Origin of the sequence: Sphingomonas tagetis, assembly GCF_024211275.1 — a bacterium.
GTDB lineage: Bacteria > Pseudomonadota > Alphaproteobacteria > Sphingomonadales > Sphingomonadaceae > Sphingomonas > Sphingomonas tagetis.
The window spans coordinates 21,849-37,978 of record NZ_JAMLDX010000013.1 but is presented as its reverse complement, the minus strand read 5'-3'; the positions used below and the strand labels follow the sequence as shown (position 1 = coordinate 37,978).

The 16,130-nt window shown below is 65.2% G+C and carries 27 protein-coding genes; 2 read left to right on the top strand and 25 right to left on the bottom strand.

The genetic code is table 11. The features are described 5' to 3' along the window. The first annotated feature begins 43 nt into the window (after positions 1 to 43). Positions 44 to 1,258, top strand: a complete 1,215-nt coding sequence (locus M9978_RS15675) for a type III PLP-dependent enzyme (RefSeq protein ID WP_254294795.1) — start codon at positions 44 to 46, stop codon at positions 1,256 to 1,258. Positions 1,259 to 1,308: 50 nt separating this feature from the next. Then, positions 1,309 to 1,860, top strand: a complete 552-nt coding sequence (locus tag M9978_RS15670) for an NUDIX hydrolase (protein ID WP_254294794.1) — start codon at positions 1,309 to 1,311, stop codon at positions 1,858 to 1,860. A 21-nt stretch (positions 1,861 to 1,881) separates the two neighbouring features. Here the strand turns inward: M9978_RS15670 and M9978_RS15665 are convergent, their stop codons facing one another. The 25 genes from M9978_RS15665 to tuf form a co-directional block, all read right to left on the bottom strand. Continuing rightward, a complete protein-coding gene (locus tag M9978_RS15665; protein ID WP_254294792.1) occupies positions 1,882 to 2,535 on the bottom strand; it encodes an adenylate kinase in 654 nt (217 codons plus the stop codon). A 25-nt stretch (positions 2,536 to 2,560) separates the two neighbouring features. Further along, positions 2,561 to 3,925, bottom strand: coding sequence for a preprotein translocase subunit SecY (gene secY / locus M9978_RS15660; RefSeq protein ID WP_254294790.1), 1,365 nt, complete (start codon positions 3,923 to 3,925; stop codon positions 2,561 to 2,563). A 132-nt stretch (positions 3,926 to 4,057) separates the two neighbouring features. Beyond that, a complete protein-coding gene (rplO, locus tag M9978_RS15655; protein WP_254294789.1) occupies positions 4,058 to 4,594 on the bottom strand; it encodes a 50S ribosomal protein L15 in 537 nt (178 codons plus the stop codon). 123 nt (positions 4,595 to 4,717) lie between these two features. Then, positions 4,718 to 4,897: a 50S ribosomal protein L30 gene (gene rpmD, locus M9978_RS15650; RefSeq protein ID WP_254294788.1), complete on the bottom strand. Its 180-nt coding sequence runs from the start codon at positions 4,895 to 4,897 to the stop codon at positions 4,718 to 4,720. A gap of 5 nt (positions 4,898 to 4,902) precedes the next feature. After that, positions 4,903 to 5,625: a 30S ribosomal protein S5 gene (gene rpsE, locus M9978_RS15645; protein ID WP_254294787.1), complete on the bottom strand. Its 723-nt coding sequence runs from the start codon at positions 5,623 to 5,625 to the stop codon at positions 4,903 to 4,905. 1 nt (position 5,626) lies between these two features. Then, positions 5,627 to 5,983, bottom strand: coding sequence for a 50S ribosomal protein L18 (gene rplR / locus M9978_RS15640; protein WP_254294786.1), 357 nt, complete (start codon positions 5,981 to 5,983; stop codon positions 5,627 to 5,629). Beyond that, complete coding sequence (gene rplF, locus M9978_RS15635; RefSeq protein ID WP_254294785.1) at positions 5,983 to 6,516, bottom strand: 50S ribosomal protein L6; 534 nt, start codon at positions 6,514 to 6,516, stop codon at positions 5,983 to 5,985. Before rplF ends, rplR begins: the two co-directional genes overlap by 1 nt. After that, positions 6,516 to 6,911 (bottom strand): 30S ribosomal protein S8, encoded by a 396-nt coding sequence (rpsH, locus tag M9978_RS15630; protein ID WP_069320021.1) that lies wholly within the window; start codon positions 6,909 to 6,911, stop codon positions 6,516 to 6,518. Before rpsH ends, rplF begins: the two co-directional genes overlap by 1 nt. 12 nt (positions 6,912 to 6,923) lie before the next feature. Continuing rightward, on the bottom strand, positions 6,924 to 7,229 hold the full coding sequence (rpsN, locus tag M9978_RS15625; protein WP_069320022.1) for a 30S ribosomal protein S14: 306 nt from the start codon (positions 7,227 to 7,229) through the stop codon (positions 6,924 to 6,926). Between the two features lie 19 nt (positions 7,230 to 7,248). After that, the gene (gene rplE, locus M9978_RS15620) at positions 7,249 to 7,833 is read right to left on the bottom strand and encodes a 50S ribosomal protein L5 (RefSeq protein ID WP_254294784.1); all 585 of its coding nucleotides are present in this window, start codon (positions 7,831 to 7,833) and stop codon (positions 7,249 to 7,251) included. Then, entirely contained in the window at positions 7,826 to 8,143 is a 318-nt protein-coding gene (gene rplX, locus M9978_RS15615) for a 50S ribosomal protein L24 (RefSeq protein WP_254294783.1), read from the bottom strand. Before rplX ends, rplE begins: the two co-directional genes overlap by 8 nt. After that, positions 8,143 to 8,511 carry a 50S ribosomal protein L14 gene (rplN, locus tag M9978_RS15610; RefSeq protein ID WP_066574426.1) on the bottom strand — a complete coding sequence of 123 codons (369 nt, stop codon included), beginning with the start codon at positions 8,509 to 8,511 and terminating at the stop codon, positions 8,143 to 8,145. Before rplN ends, rplX begins: the two co-directional genes overlap by 1 nt. 79 nt (positions 8,512 to 8,590) lie before the next feature. Then, a complete protein-coding gene (gene rpsQ, locus M9978_RS15605; RefSeq protein WP_254294781.1) occupies positions 8,591 to 8,860 on the bottom strand; it encodes a 30S ribosomal protein S17 in 270 nt (89 codons plus the stop codon). A 13-nt stretch (positions 8,861 to 8,873) separates the two neighbouring features. Then, complete coding sequence (gene rpmC, locus M9978_RS15600; protein WP_254294779.1) at positions 8,874 to 9,077, bottom strand: 50S ribosomal protein L29; 204 nt, start codon at positions 9,075 to 9,077, stop codon at positions 8,874 to 8,876. Positions 9,078 to 9,082: 5 nt separating this feature from the next. Further along, the gene (rplP, locus tag M9978_RS15595; protein WP_254294778.1) at positions 9,083 to 9,514 is read right to left on the bottom strand and encodes a 50S ribosomal protein L16; all 432 of its coding nucleotides are present in this window, start codon (positions 9,512 to 9,514) and stop codon (positions 9,083 to 9,085) included. An 11-nt stretch (positions 9,515 to 9,525) separates the two neighbouring features. Beyond that, positions 9,526 to 10,233, bottom strand: a complete 708-nt coding sequence (rpsC, locus tag M9978_RS15590; protein ID WP_254294777.1) for a 30S ribosomal protein S3 — start codon at positions 10,231 to 10,233, stop codon at positions 9,526 to 9,528. After that, the gene (gene rplV, locus M9978_RS15585) at positions 10,233 to 10,613 is read right to left on the bottom strand and encodes a 50S ribosomal protein L22 (protein WP_254294776.1); all 381 of its coding nucleotides are present in this window, start codon (positions 10,611 to 10,613) and stop codon (positions 10,233 to 10,235) included. Before rplV ends, rpsC begins: the two co-directional genes overlap by 1 nt. Next, a complete protein-coding gene (gene rpsS, locus M9978_RS15580) occupies positions 10,613 to 10,891 on the bottom strand; it encodes a 30S ribosomal protein S19 (protein ID WP_254294775.1) in 279 nt (92 codons plus the stop codon). Before rpsS ends, rplV begins: the two co-directional genes overlap by 1 nt. 3 nt (positions 10,892 to 10,894) lie before the next feature. Further along, positions 10,895 to 11,746 (bottom strand): 50S ribosomal protein L2, encoded by an 852-nt coding sequence (gene rplB, locus M9978_RS15575; protein ID WP_254294774.1) that lies wholly within the window; start codon positions 11,744 to 11,746, stop codon positions 10,895 to 10,897. A 1-nt stretch (position 11,747) separates the two neighbouring features. Continuing rightward, on the bottom strand, positions 11,748 to 12,062 hold the full coding sequence (locus M9978_RS15570) for a 50S ribosomal protein L23 (protein ID WP_254294772.1): 315 nt from the start codon (positions 12,060 to 12,062) through the stop codon (positions 11,748 to 11,750). Next, on the bottom strand, positions 12,055 to 12,669 hold the full coding sequence (gene rplD / locus M9978_RS15565; RefSeq protein WP_254294771.1) for a 50S ribosomal protein L4: 615 nt from the start codon (positions 12,667 to 12,669) through the stop codon (positions 12,055 to 12,057). Before rplD ends, M9978_RS15570 begins: the two co-directional genes overlap by 8 nt. Positions 12,670 to 12,671: 2 nt before the next feature. Then, complete coding sequence (gene rplC, locus M9978_RS15560; protein ID WP_254294770.1) at positions 12,672 to 13,430, bottom strand: 50S ribosomal protein L3; 759 nt, start codon at positions 13,428 to 13,430, stop codon at positions 12,672 to 12,674. A 370-nt stretch (positions 13,431 to 13,800) separates the two neighbouring features. Then, positions 13,801 to 14,109 carry a 30S ribosomal protein S10 gene (gene rpsJ, locus M9978_RS15555; protein WP_066664400.1) on the bottom strand — a complete coding sequence of 103 codons (309 nt, stop codon included), beginning with the start codon at positions 14,107 to 14,109 and terminating at the stop codon, positions 13,801 to 13,803. Between the two features lie 133 nt (positions 14,110 to 14,242). Continuing rightward, entirely contained in the window at positions 14,243 to 14,731 is a 489-nt protein-coding gene (locus tag M9978_RS15550) for a hypothetical protein (RefSeq protein ID WP_254294769.1), read from the bottom strand. A gap of 155 nt (positions 14,732 to 14,886) precedes the next feature. Then, the gene (gene tuf, locus M9978_RS15545) at positions 14,887 to 16,080 is read right to left on the bottom strand and encodes an elongation factor Tu (RefSeq protein WP_254294768.1); all 1,194 of its coding nucleotides are present in this window, start codon (positions 16,078 to 16,080) and stop codon (positions 14,887 to 14,889) included. Positions 16,081 to 16,130 lie beyond the last annotated feature (50 nt).

Here is a 16,130-nt window from a genome sequence, read left to right as displayed (position 1 = left end):
AGTGTTTCACCGTATGCCGCAAGGCAATTGGAGGTCCCTTGAGTTGCACAAGCATCATAGCGCGCTCGGGCTAGCGAAAGCCCTTCGTCCCGTCGAGCCGGTAACGCTCGTTCGTCCGCACGCAGCAAAGCGAGCAGCCCGATTCTTCGTCGAGAAGTTTCCGGGGACGACGATGTACGCCGTCAAGGCCAATCCTTCCCCCGAGCTCCTGCAGATCCTGTGGGACGCCGGCGTGACGCATTATGACGTCGCGTCGATCGGTGAGGTGCGCATGGCGCGCCGCACGCTGCCCAAGGCGACCCTGTGCTTCATGCACCCGGTCAAGGCCGAGGAAGCGATCGAGGAAGCCTATTTCGTCCACGGCGTCCGCACCTTCAGCCTCGACACGATGGACGAGCTGGAGAAGATCGTCCGCGCGACTCGTAACGCGGCCGACCTCAATTTGTGCGTGCGCATCCGCGTGTCGTCGGATCATTCCAAGCTCAGCCTCGCCGCCAAGTTCGGCGCGGAGCCCGAGGATGTCGCGGACTTGCTGGTCGCCACCCGCCAGGCGGCGGACGCGCTCGGCATCTGCTTCCATGTCGGTTCGCAGGCGATGACCCCGGCAGCCTATGCCGAGGCGATGGAGCGCGTGCGCGCGGCGATCGTGGCGTCGTCGGTCACGGTCGACATCGTCGATGTCGGCGGCGGGTTTCCGTCGAGCTATCCCGGCATGGAGCCGCCGCCGCTCGAAGCCTATTTCGGCGTGATTCACAACGCGTTCGAGAATCTGCCGATCTCGTACAGCGCGGAATTGTGGTGCGAGCCGGGCCGTGCGCTGTGCGCCGAATATTCGAGCCTGATCGTGCGCGTCGAGAAGCGCCGCGGCGAAGAGCTGTACATCAACGATGGCGCCTATGGCGCGCTGTTCGATGCGGCGCATGTCGGCTGGCGTTTCCCGGTGACGCTGCTGCGTGACGCGGGCGAAGCGGCGGGCGAGACCGAGGCGTTCAGCTTCTATGGCCCGACCTGCGACGACATGGACCATATGGCCGGCCCGTTCGAGCTGCCGGCGGACGTTCAGGCCGGCGACTATATCGAAGTCGGCATGCTCGGCGCCTATGGCTGCGCGATGCGGACCGCGTTCAACGGCTTTGGCGCCGATGCGGTGCACGAAGTCACCGACGAGCCGATGGCGACGCTCTATTCGGGCATCGCGATCGAGCGGCCGAGCAATGTCGTGAGCCTCGACCAGTTCAAGCGCCGCGCGCGGCGTTGATCCCATCTGGCCGTCTGGCGAATCCCTCCGGGGTTCGTTAGGCGGCCGGCATGGCGACGATCACCCGGCAGACGCTGGTCTATGACAATTGGTACCGCTTCTATCGTCTCGAACTGACGATGGCGGACGGCGCATTGGCCGAGCGGCATTTGCTCGACAACGGCTCCGCCGTCGCGGTGCTGCCCTATGACCTCGAGCGCCGCTGCGTGCTGCTGATTTCGCAGCCGCGCGCCGCCGTGATCGCGGCCGGCGAGCCGCCGCTGCTCGAAACGATCGCAGGAATGCTCGAAAGCGCCGCGCCGGACGACCAGGTGCGTCAGGAAGCGCTCGAGGAAGCAGGCCTTAGGCTGGGCGCGCTGGTTCCGGTGGCGTCAGTGTGGTCGATGCCTTCGGTGTCGACCGAGCGGGTGCACCTGTACCTTGCCGAATATCGCGCGGGCGACCGCATCGGCCCCGGTGGCGGCGCCGAGGGTGAGCATGAGCATATCCAGACGCACGAAATCAGCTTCGACCGGCTGCGCGAGATGGTGGCCGAAGGCGAGCTGCGCGATGCGCATTCGCTGGTGCTGGCACAAGCGCTGCTGATGCGGCTGGCCGGCTAGACCGGCGCAGACCGCCTCAGTTCACCCCCGCCCGTCGAGGATCGCCTCGATCGCGTCGGTGACGTGCGCGATGTCCGCCATGCCGTCCACGCGCTTCACCAGCCCGCGCGCTTCGTAGATCGGCAGGATCGGCGCAGTCTTGGCGCGGTATTCGGTCATGCGCGTGCGCACCGTTTCCTCATTGTCGTCGGGACGGCGCTTGAACTCATGCGCGCCGCACTGGTCGCAAGTCTCGGCGACCGCGGGCAGCTTGAACTTGTCGTGATAGCCCTCGCCGCAGCTGGCGCAGGTGAAGCGGCCGGTGATGCGCTCGACCAGCGCGTCTTCGTCCACCACCAGCTCGATCACATGGTCGAGCGTGCGGCCACGTTCGGCGAGGATGGTGTCGAGCGATGCGGCCTGCGGCGCGGTGCGAGGATAGCCGTCGAAGATCGCGCCGGTCTCGTCGCCCAGCTCGTCGAGCCGCTCGCCGATGATTCCGCTGACGATCTCGTCGCTGACCAGCTCGCCGGCTTCCATCACGGCCTTGGCCTTGAGACCGACCGGGGTGCCGGCCTTGACCGCGGCGCGCAGCATGTCGCCGGTCGACAGCTGGACCATGCCGCGCTCGTCCTCGAGCCGCGACGCCTGGGTGCCCTTGCCGGCCCCAGGAGGCCCCAACAGGATGATGTTCAACAGACTTCCCCTCTGTTGCCGCCCCTTAGCGGAGACGGCCGCCCTTCAACTTCGCCTTCTTGATCAGGTCGCCATACTGGTGCGCCAGCAGGTGCGACTGGATCTGAGTCACCGTGTCCATGGTCACGTTGACGACGATGAGCAAGCTCGTTCCGCCAAGATAGAAAGGAATCGCCAGGGCGGAGACGAGATACTCGGGCAGCAGACAGATGATCGTGAGATACGCCGCGCCGATCACGGTGATGCGCGTCAGCACATAATCGAAATAGGCCTCGGTATTCTTGCCCGGGCGGATGCCGGGGATGAACCCGCCATAGCGCTTGAGGTTGTCCGCCGTCTCCTCGGGGTTGAACACCACTGCGGTGTAGAAGAACGAGAAGAAGATGATGCCCGCGCCATAGAGCAGCATGTACACGAGGCTGCCGTGCTGGAGGTACTGGTTGACGGTGATGATGAAGTCACCCCACCAGCCCGCGCCCGCCTGCTGCTGCCCCGCAAACTGGCTGATCGTCAGCGGCATCAACAGCAGCGACGACGCGAAGATCGGCGGAATCACGCCGGCGGTGTTGATCTTAAGCGGCAGGTGGCTGCGCTCCGACTGGACACCGCGCTGCGTCTGACGCTTGGGATACTGGATCAGGATGCGGCGCTGGGCGCGCTCCATGAAGCAGATGAACAGGACGAGGCCCGCGACCGCGGCCATGATCGCGACGAGCGTCACGGGGTTCATCGAACCGGTGCGGCCGCCTTCGAACAGCTGGACCAGCGTCGTCGGCAGATGCGCGACGATGCCGGCCATGATGATCAGCGAAATGCCGTTGCCGACGCCGCGGCTGGTGATCTGCTCACCCAGCCACATCAGGAACATCGTGCCGCCGATCAGCGAGATCACCGCGGCGACGCGGAACAGCATGCCAGGCTCGACCACCGGGGCGAGGCCCTGGGTCGCGCCCAGCGTCTCGAGCCCCACGGCGATGACATAGCCCTGCACCGCGGTCAGCGCGACGGTGCCGTAGCGGGTGTACTGGTTGAGCTTCTTGCGCCCGCTCTCGCCTTCCTTCTTGATCGCGGCGAGCTGCGGCGACAGCGAGGTCGCCAGCTGCACGACGATCGAGGCGGTGATGTAGGGCATCACGCCGAGCGCGATGACCGACATGCGCTCCAGCGCGCCGCCCGAGAAGGTGTTGAAGAAATCGAGCACGCCGCCCTGCGTGCGCTGCGCCAGCAGACCGAGCTGAGTCGGATCGACGCCCGGCAGCGGCACATAGCTCAGCATCCGGAAGATGATCAGCGCGCCGAGCGTGAACCACAGGCGCTTCTTGAGTTCGGTGGCCTGTCCGAACTTGGACAGGTTGAGCCCGGAGGCGAGTTGATCGGCTGCGGATGCCATGTGCGCGATTATCCTGGAAACCAAAGCGGCGGAGAAGCGTATGCCGCTACCCCGCCGCCCATATAGGTTACTGTCGGATCAGGGCAATGCGGCGCATCGCCCCGTCCACAGTTAAGTCAGGCCCGGAGAGGCTTAAGCCTTACCGGCCTTCTTGGCGGCGATGACCTTCTGCACCGAGCGATGCTTCGCGGCATGCTTGTCGGCAGCCGGCACGATCTCGGGGATCGTCACGCTGCCGCCGGCCTTCTCGACCGCCTCGATCGCGCCCTTCGACGCGCCGGCGACGGTGAAGCTGAGCTTCGCCGAGAACTCGCCCTTGCCGAGCAGGCGGACACCGTTCTTGCCGCCGCGCGCCAGACCGACGGCCTGCAGCGCTGCGTGATCGATGTCGGTCGCGGTCAGCTTGCCGGCGTCGACCAGCTTCTGGATCATGCCCAGATTGACCTCGGCATAGTCCTTGCCGTTCGGGTTGTTGAAGCCGCGCTTCGGGATGCGCATGTGGAGCGGCATCTGACCGCCCTCGAAGCCGTTGATCGCGACGCCCGAGCGCGCCTTGGCGCCCTTCTGGCCGCGGCCCGCGGTCTTGCCCTTGCCCGAGCCGATGCCGCGTCCGACGCGCATCCGGCCCTTGCGGGCGCCATCATTGTCCTTGATGTCGTTCAGTTTCATGTCGTGCACTCGCTTTCGCTTTTGTCGCGCTGAAATCGCCCGCAACGGGTGATTTCCGAAAATCGGAAAGGGGGCCGATAGCCCCCTCCCCTAAACTTGTCACCTGGAAAGGCGCCGGGGACCTTAGTCCTCGATCACCTCGACCATGTGATGCACCGCACGGATCATGCCGCGAACCGAAGGGGTATCCTCCAGCTCGCTGACCTTGTGCATCTTGTTCAGGCCCAGGCCGACCAGGGTCGCGCGCTGTTCCTTGACGCGGCGGATCGGCGAACCGGTCTGCTTGATCTTGATGGTCGCCATGTCGATTACTCCGTGATCGCCGCGGCTTCGGCCTCGGCGGCCTGCGAGCCGCCACGGCCCAGCAGATCGGCGATCTTCTTGCCGCGACGCTGCGCCACCGCCTTCGGCGAGGTCTGGTCGCCCAGCGCCTCGAAGGTCGCGCGGATCATGTTGTAGGGGTTCGAGGTGCCGACCGACTTGGTCACCACGTCGTGAACGCCCAGGCTCTCGAAGACGGCGCGCATCGGGCCGCCGGCGATGATGCCGGTACCGGCAGGGGCCGAGCGGAGCGTCACCAAGCCAGCGCCGAAATGGCCCTGACCGTCATGGTGCAGCGTCCGGCCCTCGCGCAGCGGCACGCGGACCATCTTCTTCTTGGCAGCGGCGGTCGCCTTCGAAATGGCTTCCGGCACTTCGCGCGCCTTGCCATGACCGAAGCCGACGCGGCCCTTGCCATCGCCCACGACGACCAGCGCCGCGAAGCCGAAGCGCTTGCCGCCCTTCACCGTCTTCGAAACGCGGTTGATGTGGACCAGCTTCTCGATCAGCTCCTCGCCGCCATCGTCGTTGCCGGGACCGCCACGGCCGCGATTGTCGCGACCGCCACGGTTGTCACGGCCGCCACGATTGTTGTTGCCGCCGCCGGGGCCACCACGGCCACGACCGCCACGGCCACCGCGCGGTGCGCCTGCATCGGGAGCGGCAGCGGCTTCGACCGGAGCCTCGGTCGTGTTGATTTCATCCGCCATCTTAGAACTCCAATCCGCCTTCACGGGCGGCATCCGCCAGCGCCTTGACCCGGCCGTGGAACAGGAAACCGCCACGGTCAAACACCACCTGCGTCACGCCGGCCTTCTTGGCCGCTTCCGCGATGCGCAGGCCGACGGCCTTGGCCGCATCGACGTTCGCGCCGGTCGAGCCGCGCACGTCCTTCTCCAGCGTCGAAGCGGCGGCGAGGGTCTTGCCCTGCGCGTCGTCGATCACCTGGACGTAGATGTGCTTGCCCGAGCGATGCACCGAGAGCCGCGGACGGCTGCCAGCGCGCGCCTTGAGCGCGGTACGATTGCGGCGGCGCCGCTTCTCGAAGAGAGAGAGACCCTTGCTCATTACTTCTTCTTCCCTTCCTTGCGGAAGATGAACTCGCCCTCGTACTTGATGCCCTTGCCCTTGTACGGCTCGGGCTTACGCCAGCGACGGATTTCCGCGGCAAACTGGCCGACGGCCTGCTTGTCGTTGCCCGAGATCTCGACGGTCGTCTGGTCGGGGGTCTTGACCTCCACACCTTCCGGCACGTCCAGATCGACGTCATGCGAATAGCCCAGCTGAAGCTTCAGCTTGCGGCCCTGCGCGTTGGCGCGATAACCGACGCCGGTGATCAGCAGCTTCTTGGTGAAGCCCTCGGTCACCCCGGTCACCAGATTCTGGACCAGCGTGCGCTGCATGCCCCAGAACGCCTTGGCGCGCTTGGTGTCGTTGGCCGGCTTTACCACCAGCACGCCGTCGCCCATCTCATAGGAGATGTCGTCCGACGCCGGCATGGTGAGGGTGCCCTTCGGCCCCTTCACGCTGACCACACCGCCCTCGACGCTGGCGGTGACGCCGGCGGGAACGGGGATCGGCTTCTTTCCGGTACGGCTCATCAGAACACCTCCGCCAGCACTTCGCCGCCGACATTCTGGTCGCGCGCTTCGGCGTCGGACAGAACGCCGCGAGGCGTCGAGACGATCGTGATGCCGAGGCCGTTGCGGACGCGCGGCAGCTCCTTCGAGCCCGAATAGACGCGGCGGCCAGGCTTCGAGACGCGCGCGATCGACTTGATCGCGGGCTGGCCCTCGAAATACTTCAGCTCGATGCGGATGCCGGCCGCGGGGCCCATCTGCTCTTCGCTGTAGCCACGGATATAGCCTTCGCGCTGGAGCACGTCGAGCACGCGGGCACGCAACTTCGACGCTGGCGTCAGGACGCTGTCCTTGCGCGCGCGCTGGCCGTTGCGGATGCGGGTGAGCATATCACCCAGGGGATCGGTCAATGCCATCTTCGTATGCCCTTACCAGCTCGACTTCGTGACGCCGGGGATCAGGCCCTTGTTGGCCAGATCGCGCAGCATGACGCGTGCGAGACGGAACTTGCGGTAGTAGCCGCGCGGACGGCCGGTGAGCTCGCACCGGTTGCGGATGCGGGTCGGGTTCCCGTTGCGGGGAATCTCGGCCATCTTGAGACGTGCGATCAGACGCTCGGTGTCGTCGAGCGACTTGTCGTTCGCAATCGCCTTCAGCTTCGCATATTTGCCGGCGTACTTCTTCACCAGCTGCTTGCGACGCTCGTTCTTGTTCACGGAACTCAGTTTCGCCATGACTTAAGTTCTCTTTCCCTTACGCTGCCTGCTTCGCTTCGCCGTCCGCCTCGATGGGGAACGGGAAACCGAAGAGACGGAGGAGCTCGCGAGCTTCTTCGTCGGTGTTGGCGGTGGTGGTCACGATCACGTCCATGCCGCGCACCTTGTCGATGCGGTCATAGTTGATCTCGGGGAACACGATCTGTTCCTTGATGCCGCAGGCATAGTTGCCCCGGCCGTCGAACGACTTGTCGTTCAGGCCGCGGAAGTCGCGAACGCGCGGCAGCGCGATCGTGATGAAGCGGTCGAGAAACTCGTACATCCGCTCGCGGCGCAGCGTGACCTTGCAGCCGATCGCCATGCCCTCGCGCAGCTTGAACTGCGCGATCGACTTCTTCGCCTTGGTGACGACAGGCTTCTGGCCGGCGATCAGCTCCATTTCCTGGGCTGCGCTCTCGACCTTCTTCTTGTCCTGGGTCGCTTCGCCGACGCCCATGTTGAGCACGATCTTCGAGATCTTCGGCACTTCCATGACGTTCTTGTAACCGAACTTCTCGGTCATCGCCTTGGCGATGGTCTCGTCATACATCTTGCGCATGCGCGGCGTGTAGGAATCAGCCATTGATGACCTCCCCGGTCTTGACGGCGACGCGGACCTTCTTGCCGTCGCGCTCCTCGAAGCGGACGCGCGTGGCCTTGCCGTCCTTGGTCACATGCGCGACCTTGGAGACGTGCAGCGGCGCTTCGGCGCGCTTGAGGCCGCCCTGCGGATCGCCCTGGCTCGGCTTGGTGTGGCGCACGGCGACGTTGACGCCGGCGACGACGACCTTGCCGTCCTTGGGCAGCGACTTGGTGACTTCGCCGGTCTTGCCCTTGTCCTTGCCGGACAGGACGATGACCGTGTCACCCTTCTTGATCTTGGCAGCAGCCATCACAGCACCTCGGGGGCGAGCGAAATGATCTTCATAAAGCCCTTCGAGCGCAGCTCGCGGACCACCGGGCCAAAGATACGGGTGCCGATCGGCTCCTCGTTCTTGTTGACCAGGACGGCGGCATTGCCGTCGAAGCGGATCACCGAGCCATCGGCGCGGCGGACGTCCTTGGCGGTGCGGACGATGACGGCGCGATGCACGTCACCCTTCTTCACCTTGCCGCGGGGCTGTGCTTCCTTGATGCTGACGACGATGACGTCGCCCACGCCGGCGAAGCGACGCTTCGACCCGCCCAGCACCTTGATGCACTGCACCCGCTTCGCGCCGCTATTGTCAGCGACGTCGAGATTGGACTGCATCTGGATCATCGATCCGGTTCCTTCTCTCTCGGCCTACCGGGACCCATGGCCCGGGGGTTCCAGTTAAAGCTGTTTAGGCCCGAAGACCTTAGGCGTTGTCGGCCCGCTCGGGGGTCGCGTGAGTATCCACCCGCTCGATCACCTTCCAGGTCTTCAGCTTGCTGATCGGCGCGGTCTCTTCGATCCGCACGGTCTCGCCCGCCTTGTACTCGTTGCCCTCGTCATGGGCGTGATACTTCTTCGAGCGGCGGATGATCTTGCCGTAGAGCGCATGCTTGACCTTGCGCTCCACGTTCACGACCACCGTCTTGTCGCCCTTGTCGGACACGATCTGCCCGGTCAGCACGCGCTTCGGCATGTTTCGTGTCCTCTTACTTCGCAGCCGAGCGCGAACGCTCGGACTGCAGCGTCTTGATGCGCGCGATGTCCTTGCGGACTTCCTTCACGCGGCTCGGCTTCTCGAGCTGGCTGGTCGCCGCCTGAAAGCGCAGGTTGAATGCCTCGCGCTTCAGGTTGCCCAGCTCCTCGCCCAGCTGATCGTCGCTCTTCGCGCGCAGATCGGTTGCCTTGGTCATCTCTATCAACCCTCCAGGTGCGACGTGTCGCCGAGGCGGGCCACGACCTTGGTTTTGATCGGCAGCTTCATCGCCGCACGCTCGAACGCTTCCGCGGCGAGCGGGCCGGGAACGCCGTCCAGCTCGAACAGGATGCGGCCCGGCTTGACGCGAGCGGCCCAATATTCGAGGCCGCCCTTGCCCGAGCCCATGCGGACTTCAGCCGGCTTGCTCGACACCGGAACGTCCGGGAAGATGCGGATCCACAAACGGCCCTGACGGCGGATGTGACGCGTGATCGCGCGGCGAGCCGCCTCGATCTGGCGCGCGGTGATCCGCTCGGGCTCCAGCGCCTTCAGGCCGTAGGAGCCGAAGTTCAGCGTCGCGCCGCCCTTGGCCTCGCCCTTGATCCGGCCCTTGAAGGCCTTGCGGAACTTGGTCTTTTTCGGTTGCAGCATTGCCTAAGCCCTTAGCGACGGTCGTCGCGCGCCGGGCGAACGCCCGACGTCTGCGATTCCATGTTCAGGCGATCGGTCGCCATCGGATCATGGCCCAGGATCTCGCCCTTGAAGATCCAGACCTTGACGCCGCACACGCCATAAGCGGTGTGCGCTTCGGCAGTGGCATGATCGACGTTCGCGCGCAGCGTATGCAGCGGCACGCGGCCTTCACGATACCATTCCGACCGCGCGATCTCGGCGCCGCCGAGACGGCCGCCGCAGTTGATGCGGATGCCTTCCGCGCCCAGACGCATCGCCGACTGAACGGCGCGCTTCATGGCGCGGCGGAACGCGATGCGGCGCTCCAGCTGATCGGCGATGCCCTGTGCGACGAGCTTGGCGTCGACTTCGGGCTTGCGGATCTCGACGATGTTCAGCGACACGTCCGAGCTGGTCATCGACCCGAGCTTCTTGCGAAGCTTCTCGATGTCGGTGCCCTTCTTGCCGATGATCACGCCGGGACGCGCAGCGAAGATGCTAACACGGCACAGCTTGGCGGGACGCTCGATCACGACCTTCGAGATCGCCGCCTGCGGCAGCGTCTTCATGATGTACTGGCGGATCTTGAGATCCTCCAGCAGCAAGCGGCCATAGTCGGCGCCCTCGGCGAACCAGCGGCTGTCCCAGGTACGGTTGATCTGCAGACGCAGACCGATCGGGTTGCTCTTGTGACCCATTATGCTTCTTCCTGCACTTCGCGCACGACGATGCGCAGACGGCTGAACGGCTTGAGGATGCGCGTCGACTTGCCGCGACCACGGGTGTGGAAGCGCTTCATCGTGATCGACTTGCCGACCGAAGCCTCGGCGACGACGAGCGCGTCGACGTCGAGGTTATGGTTGTTCTCGGCATTGGCGATGGCCGAAGCCAGCACCTTGCGCGCGTCAACCGCCATCGCCTTGGTCGAGAACTGAAGGATATTCAGCGCGTCACCGGCCTTCTTGCCGCGGATCAGGCCCGCAACCAGGTTCAGCTTCTGGGCCGAACCGCGGATCTGCGTGCCGACCGACAGCGCCTCATTGTCGCCGACGCGACGGGGAGCCTTGGGCTTCGACATTAGCGCTTACCCTTCTTGTCGGCGGCGTGGCCCGGGAAGTACCGGGTCGGCGCGAACTCGCCGAGCTTCATGCCGACCATGTCTTCGTTGACCGACACCGGCACGAACTTGCGGCCGTTGTAGACGCTGAAGGTCAGGCCGACGAACTGCGGCAGGATGGTCGAGCGACGCGACCAGGTCTTGATCGGACCGCCACGGCCCGAGGCTTCCTGAGCGGTCTCGGCCTTCTTGAGGAGGTGCAGGTCGACGAACGGACCCTTCCAGACTGAGCGAGCCATCGGTTAGCCCTTCTTCTTCGCGTGGCGGCTGCGGATGATGAACTTGTCCGTCGCCTTGTTGTGACGGGTGCGAGCACCCTTGGTCGGCTTGCCCCACGGGGTGACCGGATGACGGCCGCCCGAGGTCCGGCCTTCACCACCGCCATGCGGATGGTCGACCGGGTTCTTGGCGACGCCGCGGGTCAGCGGGCGGATGCCCTTCCAGCGGTTGCGGCCGGCCTTGGCGAGGTTGGTGTTGCCGTTGTCGGGGTTCGACACGGCGCCAACGGTGCACATGCACTCGCCGCGGATGTAGCGCTGCTCGCCCGAGTTCAGGCGAACGATCACCATGCCGCGGTCACGGCCGACGACCTGCACATAGGTGCCTGCCGAACGTGCGATCTGACCGCCCTTGCCAGGCTTCATCTCGACATTGTGGACGATCGTGCCGACCGGCGCCTGGCCGATCTCCATCGCGTTGCCCGGCTTCACGTCGGTCTTCTTCGCCGCGATCACCTTGTCGCCGACGCCGAGGCGCTGCGGGGCGATGATGTAGGCGACGCGATCCTTCCCGTTCTCGTCCGCGCCATAGTTGATCAGCGCGATGAAAGCGGTGCGGTTGGGATCATATTCGATCCGCTCCACCGTGCCCTCGACGTCCCAGGTGCGACGCTTGAAGTCGATGATGCGATAGCGCTGCTTGTGGCCCCCCGCGATGCCGCGCGAGGTCACGTGGCCCTTGTTGTTGCGGCCGCCGGTCTTGCGCTTGCCTTCGGTCAGCGCCTTGACGGGGCCGCCCTTGTGCAGACCCGAACGGTCCACCAGGATCAGGCCACGCCGCGCCGGCGAAGTCGGGTTATAATTCTTTAGAGCCATTTCAGTTGACCCCCTGCGTCACGTCGATCGAGTCACCATCCTTGAGGGTGACGATCGCCTTCTTGATGTCCGACCGGGTGTAGGGCTTGCCCTTCCACTTCTTGGTCTTGCCCTTCTGGACGATGGTGTTGACCGCGGTCACCTTCACATCGAACAGCGCCTCGACGGCCGCCTTGATCTGCGGCTTGGTCGACGTGTTGGCCACCTTGAACACCACGGCGTTCGCCTCGGAGACGAGCGTCGACTTCTCGGTGATGTGCGGCGCGACGATCACGTCATAGTGACGGATGTCGATCTGCTCCTGCTTCTTAGCCATTGAAGCGCGCCTCCAGCTTTTCGACGGCAGCGCGGGTCAGGACCAGCGTGTCGTGCTTCATGATGTCGTAAACGTTGGCGCCCACCGCCGGCAGAACGTTGACGTTCACCAGGTTGCGCGCCGCGAGGAAGCCATTGCCGGCCTCGGCGTCGATCACCAGCGTCTTCTTGCCGACCTTGAGGCCTTCGAACTGGCCCTTGAGCGACTTCGACTTCTCACCCTCGAACGTATCGAGGACGATCAGCGAACCCGCCTTGGCATGGCTCGAAAGCGCCATCTTCAGGCCCAGCGCGCGAACCTTCTTGTTCAGCGAGATGTTGAAGTCGCGCAGACGAGCGCCGTGCGCCTTGCCGCCGCCGATGAAGATCGGGGCTGCGCGGTCGCCGTGACGAGCCGTACCGCCGCCCTTCTGGCGGCCGAACTTCTTGCCGGTGCGCGACACTTCCGAACGCTCACGCGTCGGACGTGCGGTGCCGCGGCGGTTCCACAGCTGCCAGGTGACGACACGGTGCAGGATGTCGGCGCGCGGCTCGACGCCGAACACTTCGTCGTTCAGCTCGATGTCGCCCGATGCCTTCGCGTCGAGGGTTTGAACCTTGATCTTCATGTTCAGCCCTCCTGGCCTTCGGTCGCCTCAGGGGCCTCGGTCACTTCTGCCGGGGTGTCCGCGGGGGCGTCATTGTTGCTGTTGGCAGCCTGCTTGAGGCCGGCGGGGAACGGCGCATCCTTGTGCGCCGGAACCTTCACCGAGTCCTTGACGAACAGCCAGCCGCCCTTCGAGCCAGGGACCGAACCCTTGACGAAGATGAGGCCGCGCTCGACGTCGGTGCCGACGATTTCGAGGTTCTGCTGGGTGCGGTTCTTGTCGCCCATGTGGCCGGCCATCTTCTTGTTCTTGAAGACCTTGCCCGGATCCTGGCGCTGACCGGTCGAACCGAGCGCACGGTGGCTGATCGAGACGCCGTGCGTCGCGCGCATGCCGCCGAAGCCCCAGCGCTTCATGCCGCCCTGGAAGCCCTTGCCCTGCGTCTTGCCCTGGATGTCGACGAGCTGACCCGCGACGAAATGGTCAGCCGAAATCTCGGCGCCCACGTCGAGCAGACCGTCTTCATCAACGCGGAATTCCGCGAGGATCGCCTTGGGCTCCACTTCGGCCTTGCCGAACTGGCCGCGCTGCGGCTTGGCGACGTTCTTCGCCTTGGCGCTGCCAGCGCCGAGCTGGACGGCGGTGTAGCCATCGGTGTTCATTTCGCGACGGGCGACGACCTGCAAGCCTTCGAGGCTCAGGACGGTGACCGGCACGTGGCGGCCGTCGTCCTTGAACAGGCGGGTCATCCCCAGTTTCTTCGCGATCACGCCAGTGCGCATGATCCATACACTCCATAACAGAGGCACCCGCCGGACCATTCCGATGGGTGCGTGCCTTCAGCCCGAATATGCGATGCGAGCCCCCGTCCGGGCTGAGTTCCCTGCCTTGCGGCGGGGAAAGACGGGGGACGCAGACCCGGGCGAACCCGGCGGTATCCCTATGTCGTTTTTGAGCCTTGGCTCCGGTCGGACCAAAAGGATCGGGATCGATCCGGCCAACCCTGCATGATCCCGATGGAATCACGCGAATCTCGTGGGAAGCGGCGCCTTTACGTGAGGCCGGCCTCCCTGTCCACCCCCTGCCCCGCGCTTTGCGGCGGGCCGGGAACGGAAACAGCCCCGGCTGGTGCCCGAGGCTGCGTCAACTGGCTCAGGCCAGCTTGATTTCCACGTCGACGCCGGCCGCGAGGTCCAGCTTCATCAGCGCGTCGACCGTCTGCGCGGTCGGCTGCACGATGTCGAGCAGGCGCTTGTAGGTGCGCGTCTCGAACTGCTCGCGCGACTTCTTGTCGATGTGCGGGCCACGGTTGACCGTGAACTTGTCGATGTGGGTCGGGAGCGGGATCGGGCCACGGATCATGGCGCCGGTGCGGCGCGCGGTGTCGGCGATGTCGCTGGCGGCCTGGTCGAGCACGCGGTGATCGAACGCCTTCAGGCGAATGCGGATATTGTTGTCCATGTACCCTACCGATGCGAAAGAGCGGGACCCGTTGCCGGGTCTCTTGCTGGTTCAAACTCAAACTGGAGGCGCGCCACTACAGGGAAGCGCGATTCGGATCAAGGGGTGAAGGCGGGATTTTTCGCGCGCGCGCTTACAGGCACTTCCCCGTCGCCTGCCCCAGCTCGGGCAACACGCGCAGCCGCCGCTTTCCCCAATAGCTGACGTCGATCGACACGCGCACCTTCGAACCAGCCTTGCGCCAGATGTTCTGGTCACCGCGATCGTCTATCTGGGTGCGGCACAACCGCCATCCCGACACCGCTAGTTTGCGGGCCACCGCCACAACAGCGCGCTGGTCGCGCTCGTGCCACAGCGTCAGCTGGTCGAAGCCGCCGCCCCCGTCCGCTCCGCGTGCGTCGATAGCGCCCTGATAGGGGCCTTCTCCGGCCAGATAGATGCCGTCCCGGCGGCAGCGCAGATAGCTGTTGAAGTCGAGGCAGCGCGTAAATCCGGCGCGCTGCGCGAACGCGAGGCTGCCCGTGACCGGCAAACCCTCGACCGACAGATTGCCCGGCGGGACGCGTGCGGGCTCGCATCCGCCAGCGAGGATCAGAATCAGGGAGGTCGCCACGCGCTTCATCGACCGTCCCCTCGCTTCACCGCCCGGCATTGAAGTAATGTAACGTGGAGTGCCGTCAATGACGGCGCCGAACAGCGGGGCGTATGCACGAAAAAGCCCGGCCTCCCCTTCGGGAAGCCGGGCTCTTCTGTTTCAACCCTTGCGGGTCGAAATACTTACTTCTCGATCGTCGCCACGACGCCGGCGCCGACGGTGCGGCCGCCTTCGCGGATCGTGAAGCGCTGGCCGACGTCCATCGCGATCGGCGCGATCAGCTTGACGCCCAGCGCGACGTTGTCGCCCGGCATGACCATCTCGGTGCCGGCAGGCAGCTCGATCGTGCCGGTGACGTCGGTGGTGCGGAAGTAGAACTGCGGACGATAGTTGGCGAAGAACGGCGTGTGACGGCCACCCTCGTCCTTCGACAGCACGTACACTTCCGACTGGAAGTCGGTGTGCGGCTTGATCGAACCCGGCTTGGCGAGAACCTGGCCACGCTCGACCTCTTCACGGCCGACGCCGCGGATCAGCGCGCCGATGTTGTCGCCAGCGCGGCCCTCGTCGAGCAGCTTGCGGAACATTTCGACGCCCGTGACGGTGGTCTTGCGGACGGCTTCCTGGATGCCGACGATCTCGACTTCCTCGCCAACCTTGACGATGCCGGTCTCGACGCGGCCGGTGACGACCGTGCCGCGGCCCGAGATCGAGAACACGTCTTCGATCGGCATCATGAACGGCTTGTCCAGCGGACGCTCCGGCTGCGGGATCGACTCGTCGACGGCGGCCATGAGCGCGAGAATCGCTTCCTTGCCCAGCTTGTCGTCCGAACCCGACAGCGCGGCAGTCGCCGAACCGCGGATGATCGGAATGTTGTCGCCATCGAAGTCGCGCTTGCTCAGCTCTTCGCGGATTTCCATCTCGACCAGCTCGAGGATTTCCTCGTCGTCGACCAGATCGACCTTGTTGAGGAACACGACCATCGTCGGCACGCCGACCTGACGCGCGAGCAGGATGTGCTCCTTGGTCTGCGGCATCGGGCCGTCGGTCGCGGCAACCACCAGGATCGCGCCGTCCATCTGCGCGGCGCCGGTGATCATGTTCTTCACATAGTCGGCGTGGCCCGGGCAATCGACGTGCGCATAGTGGCGCGCCGCGGTCTCATACTCGACGTGCGCGGTCGAGATGGTGATGCCGCGCTCGCGCTCTTCGGGCGCCTTGTCGATGTTGGCGAAGTCGACGGCGACGCCGCCCGAGGTCTCAGCGAGAACCTTGGTGATCGCGGCCGTCAGCGAGGTCTTGCCGTGATCGACGTGACCGATGGTGCCGATGTTGAGATGCGGCTTGTTCCGCTCGAATTTTGCCTTCGCCATTTTTTCCTACCTTCTAGATCAATTTCGCGGCCGGTCAGGGCGCCACGCGA

What these genes read in the sequence shown, in the direction of transcription:
- M9978_RS15670 (WP_254294794.1), top strand. Translation starts at nt 1,309, where the DNA reads ATGGCGACGATCACCCGGCAGACGCTGGTCTATGACAATTGGTACCGC.
- secY (WP_254294790.1), bottom strand. Translation starts at nt 3,925, where the DNA reads ATGGCATCCGCAGCCGATCAACTCGCCTCCGGGCTCAACCTGTCCAAG.
- rplO (WP_254294789.1), bottom strand. Translation starts at nt 4,594, where the DNA reads ATGAAACTGAACGACATCAAGGACAATGATGGCGCCCGCAAGGGCCGG.
- rpmD (WP_254294788.1), bottom strand. Translation starts at nt 4,897, where the DNA reads ATGGCGACCATCAAGATCAAGCAGACCGGTTCGCCGATCCGCCGCGTC.
- rpsE (WP_254294787.1), bottom strand. Translation starts at nt 5,625, where the DNA reads ATGGCGGATGAAATCAACACGACCGAGGCTCCGGTCGAAGCCGCTGCC.
- rplR (WP_254294786.1), bottom strand. Translation starts at nt 5,983, where the DNA reads ATGAGCAAGGGTCTCTCTCTCTTCGAGAAGCGGCGCCGCCGCAATCGT.
- rplF (WP_254294785.1), bottom strand. Translation starts at nt 6,516, where the DNA reads ATGAGCCGTACCGGAAAGAAGCCGATCCCCGTTCCCGCCGGCGTCACC.
- rpsH (WP_069320021.1), bottom strand. Translation starts at nt 6,911, where the DNA reads ATGGCATTGACCGATCCCCTGGGTGATATGCTCACCCGCATCCGCAAC.
- rpsN (WP_069320022.1), bottom strand. Translation starts at nt 7,229, where the DNA reads ATGGCGAAACTGAGTTCCGTGAACAAGAACGAGCGTCGCAAGCAGCTG.
- rplE (WP_254294784.1), bottom strand. Translation starts at nt 7,833, where the DNA reads ATGGCTGATTCCTACACGCCGCGCATGCGCAAGATGTATGACGAGACC.
- rplX (WP_254294783.1), bottom strand. Translation starts at nt 8,143, where the DNA reads ATGGCTGCTGCCAAGATCAAGAAGGGTGACACGGTCATCGTCCTGTCC.
- rplN (WP_066574426.1), bottom strand. Translation starts at nt 8,511, where the DNA reads ATGATCCAGATGCAGTCCAATCTCGACGTCGCTGACAATAGCGGCGCG.
- rpsQ (WP_254294781.1), bottom strand. Translation starts at nt 8,860, where the DNA reads ATGCCGAAGCGCGTGCTGACCGGGCAGATCGTGTCCGACAAGGGCGAC.
- rpmC (WP_254294779.1), bottom strand. Translation starts at nt 9,077, where the DNA reads ATGACCAAGGCAACCGATCTGCGCGCGAAGAGCGACGATCAGCTGGGC.
- rplP (WP_254294778.1), bottom strand. Translation starts at nt 9,514, where the DNA reads ATGCTGCAACCGAAAAAGACCAAGTTCCGCAAGGCCTTCAAGGGCCGG.
- rpsC (WP_254294777.1), bottom strand. Translation starts at nt 10,233, where the DNA reads ATGGGTCACAAGAGCAACCCGATCGGTCTGCGTCTGCAGATCAACCGT.
- rplV (WP_254294776.1), bottom strand. Translation starts at nt 10,613, where the DNA reads ATGTCGAAGCCCAAGGCTCCCCGTCGCGTCGGCGACAATGAGGCGCTG.
- rpsS (WP_254294775.1), bottom strand. Translation starts at nt 10,891, where the DNA reads ATGGCTCGCTCAGTCTGGAAGGGTCCGTTCGTCGACCTGCACCTCCTC.
- rplB (WP_254294774.1), bottom strand. Translation starts at nt 11,746, where the DNA reads ATGGCTCTAAAGAATTATAACCCGACTTCGCCGGCGCGGCGTGGCCTG.
- M9978_RS15570 (WP_254294772.1), bottom strand. Translation starts at nt 12,062, where the DNA reads ATGGCTAAGAAGCAGGAGCAGATCGACATCCGTCACTATGACGTGATC.
- rplD (WP_254294771.1), bottom strand. Translation starts at nt 12,669, where the DNA reads ATGAAGATCAAGGTTCAAACCCTCGACGCGAAGGCATCGGGCGACATC.
- rplC (WP_254294770.1), bottom strand. Translation starts at nt 13,430, where the DNA reads ATGCGCACTGGCGTGATCGCGAAGAAACTGGGGATGACCCGCCTGTTC.
- rpsJ (WP_066664400.1), bottom strand. Translation starts at nt 14,109, where the DNA reads ATGGACAACAATATCCGCATTCGCCTGAAGGCGTTCGATCACCGCGTG.
- M9978_RS15550 (WP_254294769.1), bottom strand. Translation starts at nt 14,731, where the DNA reads ATGAAGCGCGTGGCGACCTCCCTGATTCTGATCCTCGCTGGCGGATGC.
- tuf (WP_254294768.1), bottom strand. Translation starts at nt 16,080, where the DNA reads ATGGCGAAGGCAAAATTCGAGCGGAACAAGCCGCATCTCAACATCGGC.